11 protein-coding genes and 2 pseudogenes are annotated in these 18629 nt (G+C 31.2%); 7 read left to right on the forward strand and 6 right to left on the reverse strand.

Features of this window, described 5'->3' with window-relative positions:
- Window positions 1–191 precede the first annotated feature (191 nt).
- Together F0362_RS12290 and F0362_RS12295 are read left to right on the forward strand one after the other, a co-directional pair.
- Window positions 192–2801: a putative mucin/carbohydrate-binding domain-containing protein gene (locus F0362_RS12290; RefSeq protein WP_098156740.1), complete on the forward strand. Its 2610-nt coding sequence runs from the start codon at window positions 192–194 to the stop codon at window positions 2799–2801.
- A 392-nt stretch (window positions 2802–3193) separates the two neighbouring features.
- Window positions 3194–3295: pseudogene (locus F0362_RS12295) on the forward strand (DUF2179 domain-containing protein); the annotation flags it as partial.
- Between the two features lie 532 nt (window positions 3296–3827).
- Here the strand turns inward: F0362_RS12295 and F0362_RS12300 are convergent.
- The 4 genes from F0362_RS12300 to F0362_RS12320 form a co-directional block, all read right to left on the reverse strand.
- Complete coding sequence (locus F0362_RS12300; protein ID WP_061530677.1) at window positions 3828–4955, reverse strand: Ger(x)C family spore germination protein; 1128 nt, start codon at window positions 4953–4955, stop codon at window positions 3828–3830.
- On the reverse strand, window positions 4952–6055 hold the full coding sequence (locus F0362_RS12305) for a GerAB/ArcD/ProY family transporter (RefSeq protein ID WP_149889784.1): 1104 nt from the start codon (window positions 6053–6055) through the stop codon (window positions 4952–4954). The genes F0362_RS12300 and F0362_RS12305 overlap by 4 nt, the downstream gene beginning before the upstream one ends.
- Entirely contained in the window at window positions 6042–7550 is a 1509-nt protein-coding gene (locus F0362_RS12310) for a spore germination protein (protein ID WP_149889785.1), read from the reverse strand. The genes F0362_RS12305 and F0362_RS12310 overlap by 14 nt, the downstream gene beginning before the upstream one ends.
- An 846-nt stretch (window positions 7551–8396) precedes the next feature.
- A complete protein-coding gene (locus F0362_RS12320) occupies window positions 8397–9440 on the reverse strand; it encodes a Fic family protein (protein ID WP_001204202.1) in 1044 nt (347 codons plus the stop codon).
- 1310 nt (window positions 9441–10750) lie between these two features.
- Between F0362_RS12320 and F0362_RS12325 the strand changes: the two genes are divergently transcribed.
- A complete protein-coding gene (locus tag F0362_RS12325; protein ID WP_149889787.1) occupies window positions 10751–12127 on the forward strand; it encodes a lytic polysaccharide monooxygenase in 1377 nt (458 codons plus the stop codon).
- Window positions 12128–12316: 189 nt separating this feature from the next.
- On the opposite strand, the gene F0362_RS12330 is transcribed toward F0362_RS12325, so the two are convergent.
- On the reverse strand, window positions 12317–13732 hold the full coding sequence (locus F0362_RS12330; RefSeq protein WP_098628220.1) for a phosphatidylinositol-specific phospholipase C: 1416 nt from the start codon (window positions 13730–13732) through the stop codon (window positions 12317–12319).
- A gap of 413 nt (window positions 13733–14145) precedes the next feature.
- The gene (locus F0362_RS12340; RefSeq protein WP_000782800.1) at window positions 14146–14715 is read right to left on the reverse strand and encodes a hypothetical protein; all 570 of its coding nucleotides are present in this window, start codon (window positions 14713–14715) and stop codon (window positions 14146–14148) included.
- A gap of 658 nt (window positions 14716–15373) precedes the next feature.
- Here F0362_RS12340 and F0362_RS12345 point away from each other — a divergent pair.
- The 4 genes and pseudogenes from F0362_RS12345 (at window position 15374) to F0362_RS12360 (ending at window position 18610) form a co-directional block, all read left to right on the forward strand.
- Window positions 15374–16215: pseudogene (locus F0362_RS12345) on the forward strand (metallophosphoesterase).
- A gap of 215 nt (window positions 16216–16430) precedes the next feature.
- On the forward strand, window positions 16431–16682 hold the full coding sequence (locus F0362_RS12350; protein WP_000548627.1) for a hypothetical protein: 252 nt from the start codon (window positions 16431–16433) through the stop codon (window positions 16680–16682).
- Between the two features lie 186 nt (window positions 16683–16868).
- The gene (locus F0362_RS12355) at window positions 16869–17594 is read left to right on the forward strand and encodes an ABC transporter ATP-binding protein (protein WP_149889788.1); all 726 of its coding nucleotides are present in this window, start codon (window positions 16869–16871) and stop codon (window positions 17592–17594) included.
- Complete coding sequence (locus tag F0362_RS12360; protein WP_001265602.1) at window positions 17591–18610, forward strand: ABC transporter permease; 1020 nt, start codon at window positions 17591–17593, stop codon at window positions 18608–18610. The genes F0362_RS12355 and F0362_RS12360 overlap by 4 nt, the downstream gene beginning before the upstream one ends.
- The last annotated feature ends 19 nt before the right edge of the window (window positions 18611–18629 follow it).

Raw genomic sequence — 18629 nt, forward strand, 5'->3', positions numbered from 1 at the left:
ATCGCAAAGTTGTTATTTTATGTGTCATCAAATAACATTTATAAACAATTAGAAATAAAGAAAAGGAGATTAGTATGAGAAAAAATAGAGTATTAGATACAACATAAATAGCGTAAATAATTTTTGGTGTAAAAAAATAATAAATAAAATAATAATCCTTACATGCACTAAGGAAAAATGAGGGAGATAATATGGGGAATAATTCAAAATATAAAACTAGAAAAATACTTGCAGCTACTGCTACAGTAACTATGCTTGCGACTGGAATGATTTCTTCATCGGATGTCTTTGCAGAGGAAAGGCAGCAGCAAAAAAAAATATCAACATCACTGCAAGAAGAAAAATCAGTTAAATTAGAAAATAGAACATATACAGTCCCAGGAAAAGGGGATGTTGAGGCACTAAAACAACAGGAAAGAAAAAGTATGGCATTTAGCCCATATGAACCAACTGGTTTATATGCAAAGCCAAATGAACAAATAACGATAAATGTAGAAGGAAATCAAAATATTCAAGCATACATTGGAACGTATTCGTATGATGCTTCTTGGAGAGAAGATTCTAAAATAAAATCATTTACATTAAAACCTGGTACAAACACAATCCAATCTCCAAATGGGGGGATGATTTATTTTTATAATAAACAACAAGGTGGCACTATTCGAACAACAGTCACAACAGGTGGAACGACTACTCCTTTCTTTGAACTAGGCAAGCATACGAAACAAGATTTAATAAACATGCTGGACCAATATCCAAATGCACATGCAGTGGAGTTAAAAGGAGAACGTGTATTAATTACGGCCAGCCCGGCACGTGTTAAGAGATATTTGTTAGGTTCTAATACAGATCCTGTACAACTCTTAAAAAAGATGGATGAAGCTACTCGAATTCAAGACAAAGTGGCTGGATTATCTGAAGAACAAGTAGATAAACATTATATTCATTACGTAGAAGAAAATCATTCTCCTGATTATTATATGTATGCAACTTCTTATCGAACCGCATATGTAGGAGACGCAATCCAATACGTGTTAGATATTAATAAATTTATAAAAGATGGTTGGGGTCCATGGCATGAGGCAGGGCATTTGAGACAGCAATCACCTTGGAAGTTTTATAATATGACAGAAGTACAAAATAATATTTACAGCCTTTCTGTAGAAAAAGCATTTACATCTAATCAACCTTTTAGATTACAACAAGAGGGTGCTTATACTAAGGCATTTCAATACTTAGAACAATCTAATAAAAATTATGATGAAATTAGTGATGCTTTTGTTAAGCTTGTTATGCTTTGGCAACTACAGTTAGCATATGGAGAGGATTTCTATCCTAAATTGCATCAATTGTATAGAGACATGCCTTCAAATGAACTTCCACAAACTGATGAAACTAAAAAACAATTATTTATGATTTCAGCATCAAAAGTAGCTAAACAAAATTTGATTCCTTTCTTTGAGAAGTGGGGATTACGTCCAAATAACGATACCATTCAAAAAGTGACTGCATTAGGATATCCAGTTTTAACAGCAGAAATTTGGAAGGGTACGGATTCTAATCCAATTAAACCAGATATGCCTAATGGAATTAATATTTTAGAAGGAAAACAGTTTGCATGGTCACTAAAAGGAATTAGTGATTTCGAGTTTGCTAAAATCAATTTCAATAAGTCGACAGAAGAAATGCAAGTTGACTTAAAAACAGGCGTACCACATTATTATTTTAATGAAACATATGCGAGTATTAAAGTACAAAATGCATCAGGGAAAGTGATATACAAGAAAGACATTTATGGAAACAAACAACAAAGTGCTGAATCGCAAAAAGTCCCAGTCAAAATAGGAGATTATATTGAGTTAACACATCTAGAAGGTGTGCATAGAGCTACTCTCATAAATGTAGATAATAGTAAACAAGAGAGCTTTGGAAAAAAAGCAATGTATGAAGTTACAAAAGAGGGCTTGAAAAAAGTAGAAAAAATGCCAGAAGTAACAATTTTAGATGGAAATCAATTTGCATGGTCACTAAAAGGAATTAGTGATTTCGAGTTTGCTAAAATCAATTTTAATAAGTCGACAGAAGAAATGCAAGTTGACTTAAAAGCAGGCATACCGCATCATTATTTTAATGAAACATATGCGAGTATTAAAGTACAAAATACAACAGGAAAAGTAGTATACAAGAAAGACATTTATGGAAACAAACAACAAAATGCTGAATCGCAAAAAGTTCCAGTCAAAGTAGGAGATTATATTGAGTTAACACATTTAGAAGGTGTGCATAGAGCTACTTTCACAAATGTAGACAACAGTAAACAAGAAAGCTTTGGAAAAAAAGTTATGTACGAAGTTACAAAAGAAGGCATGAAGAAAGTAGAAAAAATGCCAGAAACAACGGTTTTAGACGGAAATCAATTTGGTTGGTCTTTAAAAGGATATAGTGATAGAGAAATCGCAAAAGTAGATTATAATAGGGCAACTGAGAAAATGCAGGTGAAGTTAGAAGCAGGCGTACCACATTCTTACTTTAATAATACGTATGCAAGTATTAAAGTACAAAATTCATCCGGTAGTATTGTGTACAATAAGGAAATAGTGGGAAATAGACAACAAACTGCCGAAAGCCAAACCGTGCCCGTAAAAGTGGGAGATTACATTGAGTTTACCCATATAGAAGGGGAAGCAGTAAAGGAAAAGACACGCGCTACACTTATTAACCTTGAGAATAATAAACAAGAATATATAGGCAAAAAAAGAACCTATCAAGTTACTTCAACGGGATTAAACAAAATAGATTAACATGAAGAACATTTAAATTATTAGTAAGAAGCCAAATAGTCGTTCATTATGAACGGCTATTTGGCTTTTGGAGCACTTTAAGTTTAAGTGTAAGCAATAGAATAAATATAATGCTTATATTGGCATGGATGATGTTGTTATTAATTGGAGGATTATTTCCAAAAAAACGAAGTAGTACAAAGAAAACGCTAAAGTTTGAAGCTGTTTATTATAAACCAAAAGGGAATTAAACGGATAGTTGGTTTAAATAAATATAAAACTAGGTAAGTTTGGATAGATACATAGGGTAAACTGAATTTATAAGAGGAAAAATAGCTAAAAATTATGTTGGAGAATAGAGCAATGTCTAGGAGCTATAAATTTGAGAAAAAAGAAACAGAATAATAAGGTAAATGAAGGAACTTATTCATGAAATTGATGAAAATGCCTTTGTCACTGTATATGATGTTGCGGAAGTAAAAGGAGAAAACTTTAAAAAGCAAGATATCCATTAAGGGTATTAACAAAGTTAAATATTTTATACATAGTTGATTATTGAAAAAGATGAAACCCACATTTAGATAGAAATCTGATACGTAATAAGGGGGACAACAGTAAGGCATAAGGGCAGTACTTTTTGTTTTTTAATAATTGATTATTATTTTTTGTAACTTTTTATGGATATGATATCTGATAATAATTAGTTATTGATATAGAAAAGCAAGAAATTTGAAATAATCTAAGGGGAAAAGTAATAAAATTTAATTGATAACAGGATAGGATATTTAAACTAACAATGATTTATTAAAGTCACATTAAACGAAAACATTATGCACAAATATGTTAATGTGTATCTATTATATCAAGGTACATAAAACAAAAACTAAGATATTCGTACGAACTCGAAAAGCTGAAATTCCTTAATTTAGGAATTTCGGCTATTATGTCATGGAGTTACAATTGGAATGGAATCTGGCATATATACTGCACTAGAGTTAAAAGTTCTTCAGTTCCTTAAATTAGAAACTTGTACTTGAATAGGCTAGTCTAATTTCTAATGGTCCCAGTATCTTTTATTTTGACGTGTGTCTTTACATTTATTTTAGCCTCTGCTAACGCTTGCAACCAATCTTCTTTTCGTTTTTTCCACTCTTTATATTGAAATGCTCTAGCATATAGGGATAATCCGATTGGATCAATTTTATTCTGCTGTATTTCATTCAACATATTTTGTAAATTCTTATTAATTTCTTTTTGAATAGCACTTTCTAAATTATTTATATTTTTTTTATTATCATAATGCTCCTTAATTAAATTCACATTGGTTTTTTCTATTAAAGCTACATTAGCATTTATATGGAGATTAAATACAAACTTTCCGTTTTGAAAATTAACATCCACCTTCCGTGTCGCATTTTGTACCAAGATAGAAGTGTTTGGTTTTTTGTTGGATTTTTTAGGAGGAAGCACAAGGTGTAGTATCATTCGGCCGCTATTTTTCGACTTATTTATAAGATTGAAAAATTTAACGTCTTTTTTAGGGATATGAGTTAAATATTTTCCTTGTCGATTTAAAAATGCAATGCCTACTGTGTCGATTTCATTCTTTGTTTTCTTGATAATCGGAACAGTTTGTGTCATTCCTTCTTCATTTCGTTCTCTCATTAATTGTTGAATTGTAGAAGAGACGGATTGATTATTTTGAATTGAAGATTCAATTACACCATTTATATAAGATGGCAGTGATGGTTTACTAGGCTTATGAACTTTAAAAATTTCTTCTGTAGGTCCATCTACAAGTACTACTTTAGCATTAATGGTAGCGTAAGGATCACGGTAAGAAGAATCAAGTTCCTGTAACCAATTTGATTCTTGTGCTAATTTTTTCCCAATTAAAATAATTTCAGCTTTTGAGGCTGTCATATAGCCCGTTAACTTCGTATCTATCTTACTGAATCCATTATATACAGTGGATGCCTGTGTCCAATGCTCTATAGTACTTTGTTGCTGTTTATGATGAAAGAGTGGGATGCTTGTGCCAACTTTTATGTCTCCATTAGGGGTTCTATCTAAGCCAATTAATAGGATTAATGAAACCTTCTCAAGAGGAATTCTCTGACTACAACCAATCAAATATACACAACAAATTACAATCCATATCCATTTTCGAATCAAAGTTGTTTCCCCCTAGTAACCCAAGCAAAAAGAATGCTGTAAGCGAAAAATAAGATTGGTAATAGAATAAAGAAAATGATATTTAAGATATCCATAAGAGAATATATAAATAAATATTGATCCACATTTGGATTTAGAAAAATAAATAAGCCGACTATTAATACCATAAAACCAACCAACGCCCAATTGCGAGCGTTTTTTTGAAGTGAAATGGTCACAGACTCAAAACTGAAAAATAAATATGGATATATTGTAGTGGAAAATACAATTAAATAGTAAGCGATATATATAATTTCTAATCGTTCTATGAAAGAAAAACGAACTCCTTTTAACAGATGAAATACTGGCCAAATTACGTCTTTTATCCCCTCAGGACTAAAGTATATATAAGAAAGAATAGTCACATAGAGATAGAAAAACATGGTTCCAGTATTCGCTATTAGTAGTCCCTTTATAGCTTGTTGTTTTTTTTGTAAGAATGGATATATATAATATGCAATTTCTAAGCCGGCATAAGGGGTAATGGTTTCTTTTGTTGCCTTTACAATAGGGTATAAGCCATCTTTAAAAATAGGTAGTAGATGTAAAGGAGCATACATACTCTTTAATGAAAAAAGAAGAAATAGTGGCATCCAAGTAGTGAAGAAGAAAACAAGCATAGAATAACTAGTAAGGGCCCTTAACCCACTTAGGGCTAAAATAATAAAAGGCAATAGTAATAATATGGTGATTTGATAAGCAGGAGTGGAAGGGAATATCCACACTTTTACAATATCAGTTGCCTTTAATAAAGTATTAAAGCCAGCAAAAAATAGATAAAAAGCATATAAAAGAAAAAAAATTGTCCCTAGCCATTTACCAAAGTATGTTTTTAAAATCTGTGAGAAATTTTTGTTAGGATTTTTTTGTAACATTAATATAATAAATACGCCAATTATAGAAGTAGTTATCCAACCCAGAATGATAGAAATCCAGCCATCTGTGCCAGCGGTAGTAGCAAGTGGGCTCGGCATAATTAACATACCTGAGGCTAGTTGCAGTGAATGAATGAAAACAATAAATTCAAATAAAGTTATGTTTTGGAATTTAAGATTCCCCATGCGAACCACCTTCTTTTTTCTTTTTTTGTTTCGGCTGTCCAGTACTCGAGCGGGTGGTGATCATAGAAATAGGAAATCTTACAAATGAATCTTTTAACTCTTGGAGACGAAATGGTGCTATTGGCAATCCGTATGGTGAACCATAGGAAGTTAGTGAAACAAAATGAGCAAATAAGAGCATTAATCCACTAACAATGCCTACAATGCCATAAAAGTATGCCAATAACATCATTGGAAAACGAATAAGGCGTATAGAACTTGATAAATCGTAATTAGAAACAATAAATGATGCAATGGCTGTAATAGATACGATAATAACCATAACGTTACTCACAAGACCAGCTTGAACAGCCGCCTGCCCAATTACAATTCCTCCAACGATCCCAATAGTTTGTCCAATTGGTTGTGGTAAGCGAATACCAGCTTCACGTAGCATTTCAAGTGTAATTTCCATTATAAATGCTTCCAGCAGGGGAGAAAAAGGGACTTTGACTCTTGACGTTGCAATAGAAGTGTATAAATCTAAAGGAATGATTTCAAAGTGAAAAGAGACGATAGCAATATAAATTGCGGGTAAAAAAATCGCTATAATAAAACCAGCAAATCGTAATAAACGAAAAAACGATGCAATGAGCCAATGAATATTATAATCATCGGGGGTTTGAAAAAATGCAATTAAATTCATTGGAACAATCATTGCACCAGGGGATCTATCCATTAAGACTGCTACTTTTCCATCAAGGATATGATTTGAAATCGCGTCTGGGCGTTCGCTTAAATAGGCCTGTGGAAAAGGAGTCCAATTTTGATCTTTTGTATAATTAGATAGTTCTCCAATGCTCAATACCGCATCCGTTTTAATATTACAGATTCTAGTTTCTATTTCTTGGACTACGTCTACGCTTGCTACATCACCTAAGTAAATTAAATAGACTAAAGAAGTGGCTCGTTCTCCAATCGTCAGCTTTTTGATTTTTAACTCTGTAGAAGGAATATATCGACGAATTAGGCCTATATTTTTTGTGGCATTCTCAATAAAACCATCATGTGAGCCTTTAATAGTAACTTCTGAAATCGGTTCTTGAATGGATCTCTCTGCCCAGCCTTTTGTATTTATTAGAAGTGACCGCTTTTCTCCCTCCATAAACAGTACACATTGACCCTCAAGTAATCCTTCTTTAATTTCATTCCATGTATATACTATTTTGGTATGAGTAGCAATAATATTAGAATTAAATATTTGACTGTCTTCCTTTACTTCTTGTAATAATGGTGTAACAACATTGCTTTTTAATGCGACACCATCTGTAAGGCCTTCAAAATAATATAATAAAATATTCGTTTTTGTTTTTAATTGCAAAGGATGTTCAATCAAATCTGCACTAATATCAAAGATGGTATTTAGTGTATCTTTAAGTCTTTGTAAGTTACTCGTTTGGATCTTTTCAATGGTTTTATCTGTCTTCGTTTCTAAGGTCTCTTCATTTAAGGACAAAATTGACACCTCTTTAATATATAACGATTAGTTGTATTTATTATTTTTATATGATTGAATTTTATTCACTAATTTAAACTGATTGGGAACAAGAATAACTAAATTTGATGTGCAATATTATAAATGCAATAATTGAGAGCCAAAAAGTAGATGTAATCTGTGTGGAAATCTAAGTATCAAGATAGAATTGAAATTTGAATCATTATAATAAAAAAGAACCTTCGATAGGTTCTTTTTTATAGTTGGTAAATATATTGTCAACAATAGATGGCGTTAAAGGAAGTAATTTAGATGTTTTTATGCTACTCAGCTGAATTTTGTAGGAAGAATTCTTTTTTCATACCTCAATGCTCAATAAAAAAGGACATTTCATTTATTTGGGTGTTCTAGTGTATTTGAATTTTGCGTGCTAATAAATTTTGTTTAGGGACAAAATGTGTTTTCTTAATTATCAGAAAAATTAGCGCAACAAAATTCTTATTGGTTATTTTGGTAAGTACCAAATATTTCTTTGGCCTTATTTTCTTGAAAGTACCGTACGTTTATATGTTTCTAAGGGAAAGAAATACTATCATTTTTATTACCATCTATTGTTTGATTAAGATGTTAACATGAAATTGAAACGTTTACAACCAGAAAATAAAGAAAAAATAGTAAAATACGACTTTTTTCGACAATTATTCTTTACTTATATAATATTTTTATAGGAAAAGGCATAGGGAAACGTACCTTTTCCTATAAAATGTATTGTTAGAATTAGAAATAACTAAAGTAGTAATAATAGCCTAAAATTAAAATGAAATTCTGTGATAAAGTTATAATTTTTATTTTTGGACCCCAAGTGTTTTAAACTTTAATCCATTTTGCGTTTCTCCCTTTTGTAACCAGCTTAATATGGCCAAATAATTGTAATGAATTTAAAGCTTTACTGATTGTACTCTCTGCAATGTCTGGATATGTGTTACGAATACTCTCCTTAGTAAAGGGTTGTTTTTGTTTAAGTATATAACCCTGAATTCTCTCAACTTTAGTATGTTTACATATAGAATCTAGAACTGTGTTATGAAGATCTTTGTAAGCCTCTAAAATAATAGTTAAAAACGTTTTTAACCAAAAGCTACTATTATGTTCCTCGCAATACCAATTCACAGAAGATTTATAAATCGAATTGTAATATTCAGATTCGTTTTTCTTAATATATTTATCCAAACATACATATTTTACAAATGTATGTCCACTCTTAATTAACAGCAATTGCATTAACATAAATGCCAGCCTACCATTACCTTGATTGAAAGGGACTATGCAATAAAAATTTAATATAAAACGAGCTATCAATAAAAGCGAATGGAGCCCCTTACTAGTATTTAATGAGTTGTATTGATCACATAATTGCTCCATAAACTGTGGAATAAGTTCATGCGGAAGAATGCGGTAACTATTCAAGTGCATTCCATGTTCTGGAATTCCTGGAATAATAAAAGGTTTTTCACGCCATTTGGCACTGTCCGAGGTAATGTAATGTATAAGTTGAAAATGCAATTCCTGTATAGTTGCTGGATTGATTAATAAAGTACAGGAATTTTTATGTACAAAAGAAAGTGTTTGATAATAACAAAAAATAGCATCTTCCGAAATATTTTGAGGTACTATATCATCTAAAATAAGTTCTTTTAATCTTTTATTAGGAACTTTTATATCCTCATAAATAGTAGTGAAATTTTTTATGTAATGTAGTGGTATAGTTTTTTCTAAACTATTAAATATGTCAGGGTTTTGTTCCTGATAAGCAGCTAATTTTCCTTTCAATTCGCTAATTTCACTTATTAAATGTATTAACCTCCTTTTTAATTCAATATTCTTATACTTATCATCAAAAAAGTCTCTCATTTTTGTTCCCCCTGTAACCCCTTAACACGTTGTTGCATACATCTGTCCATTCTAAAGGTATTTCACGACATTATTATAAAATAATGACATTTCCGTTCTGATTTTGAATATATTTCAGAATCTATAATTTTATTTAACAATTAAAATATGGAAATTATAAAGAAGAATCATTAGGATTCAATTTTAATAGGCATAATCCTAACATCAAATGTACAAATGTACAATAAAAAAATAAAAAATATAAAACTATCGACTCTTTTGAAAGATTATTTAAAAGAGTTTTAAGTAATTGTTGGTATAGATGCACTTTAGTTTAGGAGTAAAGATTGAAGTGGTAATAAAGTTTTTCAAAGGTAATCAATAAATAGATAAACTATTAATTTGTGACAATTATGTGCCTGATCTATTATTTGCTATTATGAGAATTCTAAAATTAAATCCTAACGAGCTGAATTTTCTATATTTAGCATATGGATTAGGAGAGACGTGTTGATGAAATGTATCATTTTATATAGAAAGATGTAACGTTTAACACTTGTATTGTAAAATATTTTGACATACGTTAATTTAAATATTAGGTACAGGAACATTTAATAAAAACTCAGTACTAAAGTACCCTTTAAACGTTTCACCCTAAAAACGTTTATTTTTTTATATTTCAAGCACACTGAAGTTTACCCTTTGTTTCTGTACCTTATTAGATAAAAATAATATAATAAATTAGTGGTATTTGATAGGAAATGTCTATAAATGTATTACAAGAAATTATGTTAAGATGAATATTTTAAGATGAATATTTTAAGTTATTTTATGGATAGTTAAGGTTTAGTTTGAATTAGTAGGGGGATATGTCTAAGATTAAACGATCTATGTGCATTAACCATATAAATCAAACCATATTATTTATGGTGTTTTTTAAGGTTCAGCAACTATGTGTCAACTTAACATTGGTAATGTCGTATTTGTATGTTGTATAACAGAAGTGTGAAGTCTGGAAGAAACTGATATAATCGGTGTCTTCCAGACTTTTTTTACTTTTTGGTAACATAAAAAGTTAAATTTTTCCTACATGAGATAATTCTCTAAAATAATATTTGAATTTTTTGTGAAATTAAACAAAGTTTTTATTCTTCTTTTAATACATAATGTTACAAAATAGAGTTATTGTATTTACTTTATTTTTATAAGAGATTAAAAATATTAATAAATGTACCAATTTATGAGAGATATTAATATATTAATTAGCGATTTGTTCGTTTATCCCTATATTGCTATTATATTAGCATAAACAATATATTGGGGGGACAATAATGAATTTGAAATTAATATCTAAATTAGAAAGATTAAGAAAAAGTAAAAAAGGAATTGGTGCTTTTGTTCTGGCTGCAGGGGTGACGGCAATTACAATGGTTCCTCAAAGTGCGTATGCACATGGGTTTGTTGAAAAGCCAAGTAGTCGTGCTGCTTTATGTAGTCAGAATTATGGGGCATTAAACTTAAATTGTGGAAATGTAATGTACGAACCTCAAAGTCTAGAAGCACCTAAAGAATTCCCAAATGGTGGACCGATTGATGGAAAAATTGCTTCGGCAGGAGGATTGTTTGGAGGAACTCTTGACCAACAAACATCAAGTCGCTGGTTCAAAAACACAATTAAGGGTGGAGCAAATACATTTACATGGAAATATACAGCGGCACATTCTACAAGCAAATGGCATTATTACATTACAAAAAAGGGATGGGATCCTAATAAACCATTAACACGTGCTGAATTAGAACCAATTGGAACTGTGAAACATGACGGCTCGGCCGCATCAAATAATTTAACACATACAATTAATGTACCAACTGATCGTAATGGTTATCATGTTATTTTAGCTGTATGGGATGTAGCAGATACGTCAAATGCGTTTTATAATGTAATTGATGTAAATTTAGTAAATAATGAAACTCCTGATACAGTAGCTCCAAGTCAACCAACTGGATTAAATGCGTCTAAAGTTGCTGCCAATAGTGTTGAAATAACATGGAAGGCCTCTACTGATAATATAGGTGTAAAAGAATATCAAGTGTTACGCAATGGAGAAGTAATTGATACGGTACCAGGTACAACTTTTATTGATAAAAAACTAAAAGCAGATACGGAATATACCTATACAATAAAGGCATTAGACACTGCTGGAAACATATCAAAAGAAAGTGAAAAACTAAAAGTTAAGACAACAAATGAAACTCCAGATATAGAGGCTCCGACTCAACCGAAAGGATTACATAGTATGGGTACAACAGCGACAACTGTTGATTTGATGTGGAGTCCATCTGAAGATAATGTAGGTGTTGACCATTATATTGTATATAGAGAAAGCGCTGGGGTTATGAATAAAATTGGGACAGCGGATAATACATCCTTTATGGATAAAAATTTGAAGGCTAATACATCGTACAAATATGTAGTGACGGCGGTTGATTTAGCTGGAAATGAATCTAGTAGAAGTGATGTTTTGAATGTAACTACAAAGTCAGCGGAGTCCACATATGAAAAATGGGATGCAAGAAAAGCATATACTAAAGGTGATAGAGTAGTATATGAGGGAAAAGTATATGAAGCGGTTCAAGATCATCAAGGAAATGGCGACTCAAATTGGATTTTTGCCCTATCGCTTTGGAAGCCAGTTATGAATAAATGATAAGCGGGAAAAGGTAGTTAACATTTTTGCACTTCTTTTTGAAAAGTAAGGGTCGTTTTAAGTATGGATTATCTAATGGTTTAAATGATATGTGAATAAATTTAATCACTTAATGTTTACGAAATGAAATCAAAAAAGAATCCCAATGGTATTCCATCAAAAAGGAATTCAGTTGGGATTCTTTATTTTCTAATTTGTAATAGCGTATATTTTCACTGTAAATTTGTTAGTGGCACCAATTGGACTTGCAATATAATATTTAGTATTCGTGTAAGCTTCGGTCCTAGATCCATGTGAAATATTTTTCCAACGAGTAGAATCTGTACCTAGGGAAACATCAATCATTACATTGAAAGAAATAGTAGAAGGATGATCTTTTTCTGAAGGCTCAATAATCCATTTTAATTCCTTAGTACCTACAGGTAAACTATCAATTTTAAAGTTTTGACTGGATCGATTTTGTTGTCCGGATAAAGGACTAGATTCGGATGAAATTTGCGAAATTAATAGTTCTTTTTCATTTGAATGTGTACCATTTAATTTAATGATACTATCAATTAAACCTGGTCCAGGAAAATCAGCTGCGATAATACCAGCATGTTTTATTTCACCTTGATGCAAGAGTTCGGTCCCAAGTGTATTCATCCCACCATAATATACTTGCCCATTTCTATCGCGAGGGAAATCACTCCACTCATTAGTGAAATTCGTTTGAATCAACTTAGGACTACTATCAGTATTTCTATTCTCTTTTCCGCTTGCAACAAACCAAGGATATACATTATTTAAAAATGCTGCTGCACCACCTGTACCACTAAAATGGTTGAGATATATTTTTCCGTTATTAAAGTTAGTATTTGCGTTGTGTAGATGTGTTTTTACTGCATTCCATTTTCCATATATTTCGTCTGGACCGCTTCCAATTTCAAATTTATCTTGTATATTCAAACTTTCGTAATCAATACCGTACAATTGAGAGGAAGTAAAGTTTTGTAAGATTACAATTTTACCCCGGATATCTCCTAAAGTAGGGTTGTTTCTATCTGAAGTTGGTACGGAATTAGGATCCCAAAAATATGAAGCATTAACGTTTTTATATTTTAAAAATATCTCCTCAAATGATAGTGATCCATTTTCAGGAGTAGTTTCTTCTTTTAAGCGCATTAAAATTGTTTCTGTCGGATAATCTTTTAAAAATTGAATTGCCTCTTTTAATACATCTTCAAACATTGCTTTTTGATTTACAATCCCATGGTACATTGCAAAAGAATCTTTTACACGTTTAACACGCATATCTACATATCGAATTCCAGAATTTAATTGTTGGGGTAGACTCATAGTTTGATTTCTTGTCAAATTTTCATCAAGAAAACTTGCTCCATGTAAAGCCATTGTACCGTGAGTCCCTGGAATAGATATTTTACTTAGTTTTGTTGAATCTTCTACTTTCGACATCCACGATGGATTTTGATATCCTATATTGGATTCATAGGAATAACCTGGATGACTATCAGCTAAAATAGGAGATGGTGTACTTAAACTTGCTAGTGTAAAACATGTGAGGATGCTAATTTTAAAGAAATTTCTCATTTTTATTTTGTTCATTTTATCTCTCCAGACCTTTAAACAATAGATTAAGATGATTTTGCACTATATTTATTGTTTTCATTTTTAAAGTAATGAATTTTTGTGTTTGAAAATAATTAAAAATAGGGGGAGTAACTTATTTGAGACTTTAATAATTTGTTGTTATGAATTGTACTTAATAACCAAACGGATTCTTAAAGAATCGAAGTATAGACTCGAAAAAACAACCTTTTATCTTATTGTATACAAACAAAACAGAAGCCTTAAAAAAGACTTCTATTCTGTGACATATAATGAATGATAAGGTGGTTAACAAATCAAGATAATGTGACTGAGTGGTAAAAATCTATTTATAGCTGTTTCAGAATCTCTTATAACAAGGTTACCTACGAAAAATGGGCCTCTGCAAGGCTAATAAAAATTAAAAAGTTCTACTCATTAAAACTTAAACTAACTACAGTTGCGATAGATTGGGCTGCATGTTCCCAGCTTCCATCTATAACTTTTCCAAGCTGCTGACCAAGTGCATTTAAATCATTTGGGTTAACTGGAATCCCATTATAGGCAGCAAGAATTGATAAAAGTGGAGCAGCAAATGGTGTCCAACCACCTCTATCAATATTAAATACAGGCTTATCTATTACCTTTCCATCTTGCACTGTAAACTCATAATAAAATTGATCATCTGGACGAAAACTTAAATGATGAGAAATTTGTCCCTTAACATATTTTTTTCCAGCACCTAGATTTACTACTTCTATTTCTTTTACATTAAATTCATGCTCAAATACTTTTATTTTTTTGACTTCTGGGCCATTTAAGGCAGCATTAACGGCTGTTTCCAAATTATTTTGTGCAAATGGTTGAATACTCACTTGTGCCTCTTTTTGTTGGATAGGAGCCTCTTTTTCAGCAGCAAACACCGATGTAGTTGGTAGTGCACCTGTAGCTAATGTAGCCGCAAGTGCTGTTGTCATCATGATTTTTCTTTTCATCTTCATAGTTTTCCTTCCTCTCTTAAAGTTATGATATATAATCTTTTAAAGACTGACACGGTGCAATATATTATTTCATAATGCACGCAAAAAATAGTTTAAGAATTATGTGAAACTATGTCAGAAAATTAAAGTTAATTATATATTCATTTACAATGATATCTATCTACACACATTTTTTCAATTTTCTAATAAATAATATAATAATAACTTTTCATAAGGGAATTTAATGTTTTAATTCTCTCTATATACGCTTTAAACAAATTAAAATCGTAGTGGTAATAATATATTTGCAAGCAAATGTCATATATACTTCGAGAAAAATACACAATTTTTTTATAAAAAACTTTAGGAATTATCATTATATCGTTATTAACTAAATAAGATAAATGATAATATGATGAAGAGCTTCCAGGGATTCGCTATAAATTCACTAGAGAATGAGCATGATATCATACACTCATGCAGGACGCCTAGGATATTAAAGCTCCACTTTATAGTAAGTTAATACGAAGGAGATTGGAAACAGCAGTAAGTGTTTATTAGAGACGTATAACACTATGAAAAATACTTCAAATTAATTGGAAAGTTTCAGTTTTTTGAATTCAAAGGGCACGGAATGTTTATTAGAATTGTAGTTCTGATTAAGATTTTAGGAGGAAAAATGAACAAGAAGACTAAAAGAATCATATTACTTATCGGTACAATAGTAGGTATTTGCATCTTTTTATATTTACAGAACAATTTAATAAGTATAACTGAGGTTAAAATAACCTCTAGTAAAATTCCCTCCGCTTTTAAAGGGTATAAAATTCTACAAATTTCAGATTTACATAATAAAAAATTTGGTGATAATCAAGACATTTTAATTCAAAAAGTAAAAAGCATAAATCCAGATATTATTGCTATTACTGGTGATTTAATAGACAGTAAATCGTACGATGAAGAAATTAGTATGCAAGTAATACGAGAACTTGTAAAGGAGTATCCGGTATATTTTGTAACAGGAAACCATGAAAAATGGTCAGGAAAATATAACAGTTTAGAAAAAGAATTAAAGAAAAACCATGTTACTGTTTTGAGAAATGAACATGTAATAATACAAAAAGGCGGACAAGAAATAAACTTGTTAGGTATTGATGATCCGGAATTTAATAACAGAGATATTAATGAAGGAAGTATTGTAAAAGATGCAATTGTAAAAGCGAAAATTGAAACGCAACCAAATAGATATAATGTATTATTATCCCATAGGCCAGAATTTATTGAGGAGTATGCAGAGGAGCGAATAGATTTAGTTTTCTCAGGGCATGCTCATGGTGGGCAAGTTAGGTTACCATTTATCAGCGGATTAGTTGCTCAAAACAAGGTGTTTTACCTAAATATACAGCAGGTTTATATGAAGAACAAAATACATCAATGGTGGTTAGTAGAGGATTAGGCAATAGTATCATTCCGCAAAGAATTTTGAATAGGCCAGAAATTGTAGTCGCCCAGTTAAATTAAATTGGGCGACTTTTTATGTACAGAATGAGTAAAGGGGCTTTATGTATTTTGCAGGAGTTAACATTACAATTTTGTTAAAAATTTTCTACGTTACATAAAGTAACAAAATTTGACCTGAAGAGTTTGTTATAGTGTAAATAATCAAAAAACTTAAAAATTAGTCGAGTGAAAAGTGTGATAAGGAATTTATGTAAAAAACTTAAAGGGGTGTACACATGCATAAAGAATATGAAATTGAAGAGTATACGGCGATTGAGGAACAAATACATTATTATTGTCAATGTTTATTAGTGAGCCATCCTGAGCAAATTATAAAATATTTAGAAAAAAGATTAGAAAAATATGCAGAAACATTACAATATGCACATTTATATCCCGATACAGTTATTTTACCGTTACAGCAATTAGTTATCGAATATTCTTTAGACCTTGCTAGAATTAGGAAGTATATGAATTTAGAAACATAAAGTAAAATGCATAGTTTAAATGAAACAGAGTCGACTTTAAGAAATTATATTCTAATGTCGATTCTGTTTCATTGTTTAATATTGTTGATTGAAAATAAATACTAATCAATGAAGTTTGACATATAATTACGCAAGAGTAAAATAAAAGTGAGTACTCACTCATTTTATAGAAAAGAGGGATAATACATGCAAAAACCTTCAATTGTTTTACAGAATGTATCGAAAAGTTTTGGGAAAAAAGAAGTTTTACACGATCTTTCATTACAAATTGAAAAAGCAGAGATATTTGGTTTAGTTGGGCCTTCAGGATCAGGGAAAACGACGCTTATTAAATTGATTGCAGGTATTAATCAGGCATCTAAAGGTGATGTATTTGTATACAACATTAACATGCCAAATTTAAATGAGATGAAAAGAATTGGCTATATGGCTCAAGCTGATGCATTATACGAAGAACTATCAGCATATGAAAATGCAGATTTTATTGCAGCGATGTATGGATTAAAGGGAAAGCATAAAAAGGAAAGAATCAAAGAGGTTTTTGACCTGGTACAATTATCACAACATATGAAAAAGCAAGTACAGCATTTTTCAGGTGGGATGAAAAAGCGTCTATCATTAGCAATAGCACTTCTTCATGAACCTGAAATATTAATTTTAGATGAGCCAACAGTGGGGATAGATCCGCTTCTTAGAAAAACAATCTGGGGAAAATTTTATGAACTTAAAAAGAAAGGCACAACTATTATTGTAACGACGCACATTATGGATGAAGCAGAGTTTTGTGAGCGTCTAGGGTTGATTAGAGAAGGGAACTTAGTTGCGGTTGGAACGCCAGAGGAATTGAAAAAACGTGTATCATCTGGACGAATTGAAGATGTCTTTTTGTTAGAAGAGGGGGTTGAATCGTGAGAGTTAATGGTGTAATCATTCGTATTATTCGTCAATTTTTTCGAGATAAACGTTCGTTAGCCATGATGTTTGGGGCACCAATGTTATTACTTTGGCTATTGTCTTTAGTATTTACACAAAAAGATTATAAACCACATATTGCTGTAGTTGATGTGCCCGCTTCTATAGTAAAAGTGATGAAAAATCAAGAAGCCTCAATTTATGAATATAGCAAAAAGAAAGCGATTTCTGAGTTGGAAAAACAAAAGATCGATGCAGTAATTCATTTAGAGAATGGAAAAATAAATCTTTTGTTAGAAGGCAGTGATTCGTCGAAAAACCGTGCTGTACTCCAAGTATTGCAAAAGAGCACAGAGAAGAATGATGTATCGATTATGAAACCTGAAGTGAATTATTTACATGGCTCTAAAGACTTTACGATGTTTGATGGGCTCGGTCCCGTGTTAATTGGATTCTTTACATTTTTCTTTGTATTCATTTTGTCAGGAGTTTCTTTCGTAAGAGAACGTTTAAGTGGTACATTAGAGCGATTATTGTCCACACCAGTTAGACGATGGGAAATAGTTGTTGGATATATAATTGGTTTTGGAATTTTTGCATTCATACAATCTGTTATAATTGTAAGTTTTTCAGTCTATGTTTTAGATTTATATGTAGCAGGTTCTATATGGCTAACGCTACTTATTACATGTATGCTCTCTTTAACGGCACTAACATTAGGGACGTTTTTATCAGCATACGCAAATAATGAATTTCAAATGATCCAGTTTATACCGCTAGTTATTGTGCCACAAATCTTCTTTTCTGGCTTGTTTCCAATTGAATCTATGAATAAGTGGCTACAAATGTTAGGGAAATTATTTCCACTCACATACGGCGCTGATGCAATGAGGCAAGTGATGATTCGAAATCAAGGATTTACAGAAATTGCATTGGATCTTACTGTATTACTACTTTTTTCACTATTATTTGCAGTAGGGAATGTATTTGCTTTAAAGAAACATCGCAAAATATAATAATGACAAAAAGGAGCTT

This window comes from Bacillus sp. BS98 (assembly GCF_008432245.1).
GTDB classification, from domain to species: Bacteria; Bacillota; Bacilli; order Bacillales; family Bacillaceae_G; genus Bacillus_A; species Bacillus_A toyonensis.